We start from the raw sequence: 10813 nt of genomic DNA, 5'->3' as shown, positions 1-10813 counted from the left end.
CAGGTAGCTATCGAATCGCTCGGCTGCATTCATCAATCCTCCAGCTCGAAGTCCGGAAGATCGAATTATGTCATTTGTGACACAGTAAGACTAGGTGCAATTGCGGCGCCACGCGCCAGGCGAGGTCCCTTCTCGTCGACTGAACATTCGCGTCAGGTGACTCTGATCGCTGAAGCCACAGGCCGCGGCGACCTCTGACAACTCCATCGAACTCTGGCGTATCAGGCGCTTGGCCATGTCCAACCGTTGTTCCAAGACCCACTGGTAGGGGGTCAGACCAACACTTTGCTTGAAGGCTTTCCCGAAGTGGCTTCGCGACAGTCCGCATTCGTCTGCCACCGCTTCGATCGACACAATCTCAGCAAGGTTTCCTGTAAGGAAATCTATCGCGCGCCGCAGTTGCCACGGCGCAAGCCCACCTGCGGAAGGCACCCCCATCTGATGGCCCGCACAATTTCCGTAGCCTGCAAGCAGGTGGGCATGAAAGGCAAGGTTCAGGTGTTCGAGGAACAACGGCGACACCGTGTCAAAACCGGCAACAGCTGGGAGAAGGACGCTCGCGAGATGCTGAGCCGTCTCGTCGATCCTGCTGCTAGAAGGTGCGCAATTCAGTCGGAGCCGCCCCCTCACACCAGATTGATCAGCAATCTCGTCGAGCGCACGCTGATTGACGTGAAACTGAAGGCAGTCGAAAGATTCCTGCATTTGCGCCTGCCAACGCCTGTCGAGGTCGTAGATCGACAACGTTCCAGCGGCGTGACCGTCGTGACTGACACGTTTTCCGTCGACCCACAAATCATGCACGCGAAAAGACGTCAGCCGCAAAACTACAAGGTAGGCTTCATGAGGTTCGTAGGGGGCGGTGTGCACGCCCGCCTTGTCGCGATCGCCGCGAATACGCGAAAGGCCTAGACCATTTCGCTCGAGAACGGCACTCGCCGTCGGCGCGGCGTCCCCGATACCCATATGCGCCGCAAAGTCCCATCCACCCCGCTCCTGAACCACGCTCTGCCTCATCTCGCTCCTGCTGTCAAACCCACTGTCTTGCCTAACACGTCACATTATCTGTGGCAGCGTCTTGATGCGCCTGGGAGCACGCTTGCCAGGCAAGCGACTATTGCTCGTCGGTCTCAGTCAGCATCGGCGTGACGAGATCGGAGCTTGACGCCATCGCGTGACTCTATATCGGACTGAGGGGCGGCTTGAACGGGTTCGCCCATGCACGCCAGGGTCCGCTGCAGGTGTCGGATCCGCTGGGTCTGCATGCCGACGCTGTCCATGCCGAGGCGCCACACTTCGATGCGCCCCGTGGCGTCGGACTGCCGGACGGCATGGTCAGCGAGTTGGGGCGTTCGGCGCCGGGCGCGTCGAAAAACTGTCCCGACTGCACGCAGGTCGCGGGAAGGGTCAGCGACGTTGCCACCGTGTGCGTCTAAGTGGTCTTTTTCTCGCTCGGCACCAAGCTGCTGCCGCGCCCTCCCCTCCCCCACCGCCTCCCATCAGCGTGCAAGAGCAGTCACTCAAGGGCAGAGGAGGAAAGAATTGTCCTTGAGCTGAGGACGAGAGCGTATCAAGTATCAGAAAGTGCGATTTCTTTCATCGGCGCACCGGCCAGGAAGTAAGGCAGGCGCTTCTAAAGATTTCTCTGGCGCGCTTCGCGCATTGCCTGAGCTTTCCTGATCGGGCCATCGAACAGCGACGATGGCCGAGGAGCCGATTCTTCTCCGTGGGCCTGCACCACCGAGTGCCTGGGCCTAAACCTTTGTGCACCGCCTTGGCGGGTGCACAACCCGCTGCGAGTTCTCCGCGCGCGACAACGGTAACAAGGTTTCGAACAGGTTGGCGAAGCAGCTTCCCGCGCTGACCGACGAGGCCGCCGCAAACGAACTCGTCGTCGCGCCGCAGGCCATCTTCCAGGTAAGCCACCCAAAGGAGCATCCTGACAACGGACCACCAGCGCGGCCCGCTCGGCTGAACACGCGTCCCTGTCGCGCAGACCGAGGCTGGATTTGCGATCGAGACGTCCCGGGCCGGCTCTCGGTAACAACTCACAGTGCCGCGGGCGTCATGAATGCAAGCCTCAGGGCTGTGACGCCCCGTTCAGAGCCGCAGCGAATATCCGTCCCTGAAAAGCTTGGACAAGCCCGCTTGGATCGTTTCTCGTCCTTTACTGAATTCGGCAGCGCGCCTTTGATGGAACAGCGCTCTTTCAACGAGTACGGCCGGGATGCACGCAAGAAGCCAGATTCCGCCGAGGTAGGCAGCGTAGGTGAGCCCGGCGGAGGTCAGAAAAAAACTCAAGACGTCCAACTCCAGCGGGATTTCTTTCTCTCGTGCCCTGTGGAAGCGCTCCCGGTCATCGGCAATCTTGGACCGTGCATCCGTCATTTCGGCCAACAGGTGCGCGAACTGCTTTTGGCTCGTGCCGGACACCCTGGCCGCGTCCACTCTTCGCTCAGCGCGCGCAAGTGCAACCTGGTCGACCTCTGGCACGGGGTAGGCCATGCGCTGCACACGCTGCGCCTGGACTTCGTGCGCCCGGCTTCTCACCGCGTCGCCAAGCAGACTCGACCAGATCAGCAACGATGCCGCGAGCGCCAGCATTGCGACGAACCAGACCCGATGCTTGCGACGAAGCAACTTGCTATCAACAGCAAACGCGGTGAGACCGTCCGCGTTCGGTTGGATGTCCCCTGTATCAAGATTCGCTGCAATCAGAAATTCGCTCGTGTCGCTGTTGCTCTTCCCACCCCCCCACATGATCGAAATCCGATTGCCTGGTCGTGCTGGCAAGGATGGCCCGCACCAATCAACGAAGTGCTCCTTACCCGCCGCATCGCGCAAGAAAAATCGCTGATGTGTTGCGGCACTCGACGTCATTCTCGGCGCTGCAATGCTGCCGCTGCGCGCTCCCACGGCGTCGCCGCGGCCTGTCTGCATCAGCGGTGTCTCCAAAGCACGATCCGCATGAAAGACCCTGCCGGTCACCTGACAGGTCCATCCAGCATTGCCGTTGGGCCCCACGTAATCTCGCATCAAAACTGACAAGCCGCTTCCCTCCCAAACGATAGCGTTGCAAGGCCGGCGCGCTCGAAAAAGCCGGGCCGCAACGCAAATTGCTCTCGACTGCTTATCGGCACTCTCCGCAGAATCTTGAGTCACTTCGCACAATCGCCCACCCAATCGGGACGAGCGGTCTGGCAGGCGCACTTCCAGCATCATCTTTGTGCAGCTGCCGATCAGGAGCGCGTGCAGAGCGTCGAAGAGGTGTTGGGGCACGGCAGACCACTCACTTCAGATGCGCTCGAGTTGTTGCACTTGATGTATTGGCGAGCAGCGCTTAAAACAGCGGCATGGCACGGTCGGTCCCAATCTCCGATGACCTTTACAGCTTGGCGCAATCCACGGGTGCCGTGGCGGGTCGGCCTGTCGTAAGCAAATCGATCGCTGGATCCGCTTGGGCACAGCCTTGGAAGCGATGGGCGTCGGCTGCGGCACCGCAGTTTTACTCGGCGGGGAAAAGAGCAGCCTGATGAACTCATTCAAATGGCCTTGAGCGACGACGGCCTGCCCTATTCGCGCCAACTGCACGAACGCCTACCGACGGACGTCGATCAGATCGCCCGCGACGGACGCTCAACCAAGAGCCTGCATGCCGTCGGCAAGGAGGCTCTTCAAGGATTGGCGTTCAAGCGACAGGGTAGCGCCGAATCCGGTTGTGGGCAGGGTCGATGAAACCGCTTGGCCGGTAGCCGCGGGCTTCTTCACGAGAGGAAATCGGACCGATCAGTTGCTGGGCGTGCGCGTGGCCAGATCGAAGTCAGAGACGCTGATGGGGCTTGTGCCAGTGACGATTCGAAGCGTCGCGGGCTTCGCTGGCGCAGACCCCTCGACGCCGGGCACCCGAACTTTTGCAGCCTCTTGGGTGTGACGCTGGTGTGCTCCAACGACGTACGATTTACGGACCCGGGGCTACCACCAGATGGATGTGACGGGCGAGGCGTTGAAATTGCTCGGAAAAAACTGCTCCTTCTCGCACGGACGAGAAGCAAAGCTTTCAGCCTGCGACGCTGCAAGCAGCATCGAGCGCATCCGTGAGCTGGCCAGCACGTTCGAGACCCGGATCGGCGACATGCCTCGGCGTTCGTGGCCTCAGTTGGCCCCGAACGTGCACGCCTTCAGCCGTGCAAGCGCGAACATCACTTTCACCCGCTTGGCGTCCTCGCACCGGATCTCGTTTGCCTTGAGCTTCGCTGGACCGAGCCTGTTGGCCGACGGGGGCCAAGCATCGGTCGCGCGAGTTTGGGGTGGCGCCCGGCGGCAGGCGCCAAGTCCAGGTCCGGCAAGCACTTGGACGTGGCGCGCCCCGCCTCCCTGCGCCGGGGGTGCCCGGGGAGCTCGGACGTATCAGCTGTGACTCATCACGCCTCGGCGCCCGACGCTTCGTCGGGCGACCGCACCGCCGCGGAGCGTCAGGAGACGTGGCGCTGTGCGAGCACGCCACTGTGCTTTGCCCGGTCGAGCATTTGCCTGAGCATCAGGCGGCCGATGACGCGGGGCGCCCAGCCGGCATTCGCGGTCCCGGAGCCGAAGGCCGTCGAATTCACCGTGACCATGCCGTCGGCCGCGCGGCACGAGGCGGTGTAGGTCACACCGTCGTACACCACCGAAATCTCTTCTCCCGCCGTCTGGGGCACCATCTCAGTCCTTTCATCGTTGGCGAAATGATAGGAGGATTCAGGCGCGGCCCCGACGCGGTGTCGCGGCGAGCTCCAGCTCACCGCGACACCGAGCAAGCAGGCGCCGGGTATTCACGCCGCGCAGTGGCCTGGAGCTACGAGGCATCAGGAACTCCGGCACCGCACGTTGACGCTCGAACGGTCTTCTGTGAAGTCAAACGTGGCTGGGCTCCCGTCGGTCCGACTGCAGCCGCAGCGTGGGCTTCGTCCCGCAGACCGGCAACGTATTCAGCGCGCTGTCAGTGCGCAAGAATCTCCAGGTCGGCGAACGCGTCAAAAAAGATCACGCTCGATCTGCAGCTTTCCAAGTAGTGGCAAATAGGCGTTGCGACGCGTCCGTTGCGTGCCGCGTCGTCGGCTGCCCACCCGGACAAGATCGAAGGGTCGATCCAAGAGCTAACGAGTGCCGCCGCAAACGGTACAAAAAAAACCGGCTCAGAAGAGCCGGTTTTTCAGAGGAAGTACTGGGGTCAGTACCGCCCACGGCCGTAGCCACCAGTGCCATAGCCAATGTCCGAGCGTTTGCCTGTGGAGTAGCCAGCCGCGCTGTAACCACCCAAGCCGCTGCCCTCCTCGCGCGGGCGGGCCAGGTTCACCACTATCGAGCGTCCATCAACAGACATCCCGTTCAGGCCGGTGATGGCGGCCTGGGCGACTTCGGCAGAAGCCATTTCCACGAAGCCAAAGCCCTTGGAGCGGCCGGTCTCACGGTCCATCATCACCTTGGCCGAAGAGACGCTGCCGAACTCGGCAAAGTTGCTTTCCAAGCTGGAATCGGTCACGGAATAGGGCAGGTTGCCCACATAGATCTTTTTGCTCATCGAAAGAGCCTTTCTGAATGAAGTCGCAACGAATGCTGTGCGGTTGGAAAGGGGATAGCGGTTTGGGAATCCGCACCGACTGGCGAAGCTGAACCGGATCTGCTGCAGCGGATCATCAGCACGCAGGGAGGGGAGGCATGCTCGTTTGCAGCCAGCCTTGGGTGACTGCGAAAAGTCGTGCGGCTTCGCGCGAGGCAAAGGCCTTATCGAAATGGAATACGCGGCAGTGGCTGCTGTTATCCCGAGAACGATGGACCGAGAAAGAGGCGCGAAAACGGCAGCAGTCGGTTTGGTGCGTCGCGGGCAAAACGACGTATTTGCCCATGGGAATGGCGATGTTAAGAATCTAATTCATTCAGGACCGCAGGATTGTGTCAACCTGCGCTGAGCATCTGGAACTCGATTGGCTGCAGCTCTTCAGACCAACTGGGCGACAAAGGTCGCAAACGGCGGCCTGCATGAGAATTTCATCTCTAGGCAGGCATTGCGGTAATTGGCTGGTGAAGTATCGCCCAGACTGCAATAAGCTCTATTATACACCAATCCACATTTAAGAACTCGTTATTATTCGGATTTTGTCTAGCCGGGCGCTGCCGTCGCGCCCCCGCGTCGTGCGCGGGTCGTGGCGGCGGAACGCGGAGACCTCTCAGATATTGCTTCGCTCGACTTTCTTGGAGCAATAGCTGTTCCTGCACCGGTCCTAGAAGCGGTCGCTTCGCGCATGAGCTGCGCTGTCGCTGCATACGGCATCAGCCAGATGCCCGTCACAGGCTCGATTCACAGCTCGCGCCGCTTTTGACACGTTACGCGCAGTCGAACGCAGCTCTTATTCAGGACTCATCTTGCAGACACCATTCGAAGAACGACTCAAGCTCCGTCGATTTGTCGAAGACGGCATCGGCTCCCACGTCCAAGCAGCGACGGCGAATCTCTGTCGTGGGATAGTTCGTAAGAACCACCATTCGCTGTCGCGGCAAGCGCCCCTGGAACGCCCGCAGTACCGTCACTCCGGACCCCTCACGGAGAAATAGATCAACGACGGCAAGCTGCCACCCGTCGCCCAGTGCCTCTAAAACGGCCACCGCCTCGCTCGCGGTCTCGGCGACGCCAACGATTTCGGCCCCGGCCAGATCTTGCAACGCCGGGATGAGATTGCTTCGGATCGTCGGGCTGTCTTCAATAAGCACAGTTGCCAGCGGCATTGCGTGACCTCTGTGGTGGCGTTACCTAGAAATGAGCAACTGCATTTGTACCGAATCGTTTTCCGACCTGTGTAGGTCTAAAGCTTGTTTTCCATGCGCCAGCTTTCGCTATCGCAGAGTTCTGACTAGCATGCTGGCTGAGCCGAAGTTTGGAAAAGCCGTCCATGAACCAGCGAGCCACGCCGCACAAGACGCCCAGCACAGAAACGCTGGAAAAGGCGTTGCGCAAAAACAAGCAGGCTACGAAGGAAGTGCAGGACGCCGCGGACGACCTTGCCGTCGTTCACGCCGTGCTTGACAGCGAAGTACCTAAGGAAACGCTTCCCGAAGACGTGGACAGAGCAATCGAACGAGCCGGCGAACTGGAGAAAGCCTTGAGCGATTCAGCCAAACGCCTTGAGGAGGTCAACCGCACATTGGAAAGCGACTTGGACGACCGCGGCAAAGACGGCTGACCTGACTCGCTTCAGCGCGACGCTTAAACGCTGATCATCGAAAACGTGGGCCTTATCAAAGGAGCACGCGATTTGAAATTCCCCGACTTTCGGACAGGGTCTGAAACTGCAACCTGATGCCGCGCTGGGTCAACGAACGATGCGCCGGACGTCCACTTGCCAAAAAAAATCGATGTCGCGCCCGTGCGAAAGGCAACGATGCTCTGGTTTTCTCCGGATAGGCCGCACCTCGCGACGGCCGTCGCCTGACCTTGGGTTTGGAACTACAGTGCCCTCCCGCCGCGTGAGGGCGCAAAGCTGATCCACGCGGTTTGAAAAGTGTTGTCCTCCTGCGCATTGCCGTGGGTCGCAGCGACAAACGTGTTGCCTTGCATTCATAAGTCGCTGACGAAGACAAGATGGCGTTTGGCGCGGGGTGAGGCCGGGCCCTTGTCACGGCCGCACCCGGACCGACCCTGTGCTGCCTCCCAATGCACACTGGCCCAGCATCAACCGATGTCGATCGCCCGAGCCTATCGGAGCGCCACAAAACGACACGCCTCGCTTCAGCCAGTTCAAGACACAGGGGCCTTCTCGGTGGGGGTGCGGACAAAAACTTGGATGGTTTCATGCCGCAAGTCCAAGGCTCAGCGGACGCCCCGACCGGCGTGAGCCCCAGGCCGGCCAGTAATTTCGGCCACTGTCTCGATGGCTGCATCCAGCATCGTGTTGACCAGCTCAGAGTCCGGACGGGTCCCGATGGTCCAACTGACGACCATTCCATCGACGCAGTCGATGATGAGCGAGAGGTACAGCTTGCCAGCCGGGATCTGGAACTCCGTGATGTCCGTGAGCCATTCCTCGTTGGGGACCGCGGCTTGGAAGTCGCGGTTGATGAGATTGTCAGGCGCTGGATTGATTTCGCCGCGGCGCAGCGACTCAACCTGGCGTCGCGCTCTTGCGACGGCGGAGATTGATTGGTGCTTTTCATGGATGCGGGTGCCTTACGTCCCAGAGCTGGTTCTTCCAGCTGTACAGCGTTGGCCGGCACACGCCGAACTTGTCGGCTACAGCGCTGCGCACTTTCCTCACGCGTGCAAGGCTCCATGACTCCCGCTTGCATCAGCGTCCCGGAATACCTTCGTCGCCCCACACTGCCAACGACAGCCCTTCTGGCCTCAGCAACGGCCTCGCGAACCCACGCGGTCAGTGTGCCTCTGCCGGGATGATCCGATGCCCTCATGGTGGCAGGGATGCAGCGGTCATGAGTGAGGTGGCGCTCGATAGCTGCCGCTTTTTGTTCCTGCGAGCACTTGTGTCTCCGGTCGCATAGCCCGCTGGCAAGTCGAGCTTCTGCGGGTATTCGTTGCACCAGCCCTTCAGAGAATTCTTTGTTGGAAGGCCCAGCTGACGGATGGTGGGTCTGACGCTTGCCAAGCTTGAGGTAAAGCTCAACGGGCTCGAATCCGATCTTCGTAGGAATACATGAACTACCTCCTGGTAGTCCGAGTTTTCGTCCGCATCCCCACCGGTCAAGACGCCAAAAAAATCAGCAGACGGGAGCCATATGCGCGCAGCGGTCAGGTGCCCATCGCGGCAGGTGGCCTGGTCGACGGCTTCTACATCGCGTCGCCGCGGTGTCGGCGCTTCCGCGTGTGCAACGAGTCAGCCGCGTGGCACATCGGGCGGCGATCGCACGGGCCGTCAGCGCCCTGCCCTACTCGGTCGCGATCACCAGCAAATCACGGTCCGTCGGCTTGTCCCAATCCGCACCGTAGGCCGCGGTGGCGTAGAAGCTGACCATCTCGTGACGCACCATCGCGTGTGTCCAGCCCTTCGCCGCAAGTCTTTGGATCACAGCCGGGTGGGCATTTCGCCGCACCAAGCTCTCGCGCAGGCCCTCGACGAGTTCGGACTGGCGTTCCTGAGACAGCGAACCGATTTCATTGATGATGTGCTCGATCCGGCCCACGAGCCATTTCTTTTCCCAGTTCGCAAGTTTCTCGCTGGGCGCCAGCGTCGTACCCGCCTGCGCTTGCGCTGAGTCCTGGACCTTGAGCTCGGCATCCTGCTGGTGCTCGGCCGCGTGGCCGGGCAACACGCTCTTGAGATAGCGCAGCGGATCGCGCAGCGGTTCCGGGAAAGCGCTGGCCGCACGCCGCTCCACCGCCTCCAGGCCGGTCGTCACCACGGCCTCGCCGAATTCGTCGATGAGACGCTCCACCCGTGCGGGTTCGATGCCAAGACGCTCGGCACTTGCCAAGACGGCCACGTCGACGGGCTCGGCGGCGCTGCGCTGCTGCAGCGCCAAGGCCTTCTGTGGCTTCTTGCGAACGACGAACTGCAGGTCGGACACGAATCGACCCGACTTGAACTCCAGCATCTCGATCTCGATGTCCGCCACGGCGTTGATCTCCGCGACCGCCGGGCGCAAGGTGTCGCGTTTGAAGATGCGGTATTCAAGCTTTTGCAGCCGCTCGTCGTCGGGACGTCCCAGCAACACAGGACGCCACCAGCTCCAGGCTTTGCGCGCTGTCTGACCGACACCAATGTAGCGCGAGCAGATTTCATACAGCGCCACGGCCGGGTGCGAGCCGAGTTGCGAGATCACGTCCAGCGAAAGTCTCGTGAAGATCTCCGGGTCCAACAGCTCATGGCGCATGTTGACCGCGTACGACCACTCCACGAAGACCTGGCCACGTTCCTTGCTCAGCCGCGCATGCGACAGCATGCCGCAAACGTCCCAGGTCTGCCATTCGCCACTGGTCGGCGACTGCCACTCCACCAGCGTGGAGACCATCGATCGCAAATGCGTCTTGATGATCTTCATATCGCCGGAGTTGTAGTCCAGCCCCTTGACGATGTCTGTCAGCGCGGCGCGGAAGGTTTCCTGTTCGAGGCCCTGGTTCTGCGCGATATGAAGCAACACGTTCCAGGTCCTGCGCCCCAGTGCCGTGATCTTGCTGTTCTGCGGCACGAGCGCGAGCGAGAACACGGGTTTGCGCAGCGCGCCGGGGGGGCGCGGCAACGTCAATTCTCTGGCTCCTGCATTCATCCCTGAACTGTAGCGTACCGTCTGCTTGATGTGAATCGTCGATTCACCTGTGGCGATTGGCGCTGCGGCAGGGCAGAGTCACTGGAAAAGCTCCACATCTGAAGCCTGTCCCGCAGCGCGGAGGGGGGATCCGTTACTGTAAAAGCTCCGCGGCGGCGCTCTTTCGGTCGGCATTTCGCTGCAAAGGCCGCTCAGGCTCTTGATTCTTCCGGTCACTGTATCCACCGCCGCATCGACCTGCCATGGCTCCATAGCGACCCGAGTCCACTCCACAGCGGCCTGTAAAGGCTCCACTTGCGACTGTAAAGACTCCAATAAGCAGCCTAAGTTGTTGATTTAAAAGGCGTTTTTCGGCTTAAAGAGTTATAGGGATTTAAGGTATTTGACTTTAGAAATACCCGCCAGGAGGAGTCTGGAGCTTTTTCAGTTTCCAAAGCACAAAAGCTGGACGAGATCATGAGCGTTTGCGCAAAACTCGTCCAACCATCACAATCTCGCCATCAAACATTAAACGGCTTAACAATGGAAATACGACCGCAAATCACCCTGGCAGGTGTTCACC

11 protein-coding genes and 1 pseudogene are annotated in these 10813 nt (G+C 60.5%); 3 read left to right on the top strand and 9 right to left on the bottom strand.

Annotated elements, in window-relative coordinates:
• Positions 1–90: 90 nt before the first annotated feature.
• Positions 91–1017: an AraC family transcriptional regulator gene (locus BM004_RS37735; RefSeq protein WP_093221647.1), complete on the bottom strand. Its 927-nt coding sequence runs from the start codon at positions 1015–1017 to the stop codon at positions 91–93.
• A 185-nt stretch (positions 1018–1202) separates the two neighbouring features.
• Between BM004_RS37735 and BM004_RS41100 the strand changes: the two genes are divergently transcribed.
• A complete protein-coding gene (locus tag BM004_RS41100) occupies positions 1203–1436 on the top strand; it encodes a hypothetical protein (protein WP_143072649.1) in 234 nt (77 codons plus the stop codon).
• A 664-nt stretch (positions 1437–2100) separates the two neighbouring features.
• Here BM004_RS41100 and BM004_RS37730 read toward each other — a convergent pair.
• Positions 2101–2940: a hypothetical protein gene (locus BM004_RS37730; protein ID WP_143072648.1), complete on the bottom strand. Its 840-nt coding sequence runs from the start codon at positions 2938–2940 to the stop codon at positions 2101–2103.
• A 606-nt stretch (positions 2941–3546) separates the two neighbouring features.
• Here BM004_RS37730 and BM004_RS41095 point away from each other — a divergent pair.
• The gene (locus tag BM004_RS41095) at positions 3547–3735 is read left to right on the top strand and encodes a hypothetical protein (RefSeq protein WP_143072647.1); all 189 of its coding nucleotides are present in this window, start codon (positions 3547–3549) and stop codon (positions 3733–3735) included.
• A gap of 237 nt (positions 3736–3972) precedes the next feature.
• Here the strand turns inward: BM004_RS41095 and BM004_RS41715 are convergent, their stop codons facing one another.
• The 5 genes from BM004_RS41715 to BM004_RS37710 form a co-directional block, all read right to left on the bottom strand.
• Positions 3973–4134: a hypothetical protein gene (locus BM004_RS41715; RefSeq protein WP_177206759.1), complete on the bottom strand. Its 162-nt coding sequence runs from the start codon at positions 4132–4134 to the stop codon at positions 3973–3975.
• A 338-nt stretch (positions 4135–4472) separates the two neighbouring features.
• Positions 4473–4700 carry a hypothetical protein gene (locus BM004_RS37725; RefSeq protein WP_093221642.1) on the bottom strand — a complete coding sequence of 76 codons (228 nt, stop codon included), beginning with the start codon at positions 4698–4700 and terminating at the stop codon, positions 4473–4475.
• Between the two features lie 509 nt (positions 4701–5209).
• Positions 5210–5560, bottom strand: coding sequence for an RNA recognition motif domain-containing protein (locus tag BM004_RS37720; RefSeq protein ID WP_093221640.1), 351 nt, complete (start codon positions 5558–5560; stop codon positions 5210–5212).
• 115 nt (positions 5561–5675) lie between these two features.
• Positions 5676–5885 (bottom strand): hypothetical protein, encoded by a 210-nt coding sequence (locus tag BM004_RS42570; RefSeq protein ID WP_093221637.1) that lies wholly within the window; start codon positions 5883–5885, stop codon positions 5676–5678.
• 505 nt (positions 5886–6390) lie between these two features.
• Complete coding sequence (locus BM004_RS37710; RefSeq protein WP_093221635.1) at positions 6391–6762, bottom strand: response regulator; 372 nt, start codon at positions 6760–6762, stop codon at positions 6391–6393.
• Positions 6763–6926: 164 nt separating this feature from the next.
• Here BM004_RS37710 and BM004_RS37705 point away from each other — a divergent pair, with 164 nt between their 5' ends.
• Complete coding sequence (locus BM004_RS37705; protein WP_093221632.1) at positions 6927–7217, top strand: hypothetical protein; 291 nt, start codon at positions 6927–6929, stop codon at positions 7215–7217.
• A gap of 635 nt (positions 7218–7852) precedes the next feature.
• Here the strand turns inward: BM004_RS37705 and BM004_RS37700 are convergent.
• Together BM004_RS37700 and BM004_RS37695 are read right to left on the bottom strand one after the other, a co-directional pair.
• Positions 7853–8683: pseudogene (locus tag BM004_RS37700) on the bottom strand (DDE-type integrase/transposase/recombinase); the annotation flags it as partial.
• 230 nt (positions 8684–8913) lie between these two features.
• Positions 8914–10230: a replication initiation protein gene (locus tag BM004_RS37695; RefSeq protein ID WP_177206758.1), complete on the bottom strand. Its 1317-nt coding sequence runs from the start codon at positions 10228–10230 to the stop codon at positions 8914–8916.
• Between the last annotated feature and the right edge of the window lie 583 nt (positions 10231–10813).

Origin of the sequence: Variovorax sp. OK212 (assembly GCF_900112425.1) — a bacterium.
GTDB lineage: Bacteria > Pseudomonadota > Gammaproteobacteria > Burkholderiales > Burkholderiaceae_C > Variovorax.
This window is presented reverse-complemented; position numbering and strand designations above follow the sequence as displayed.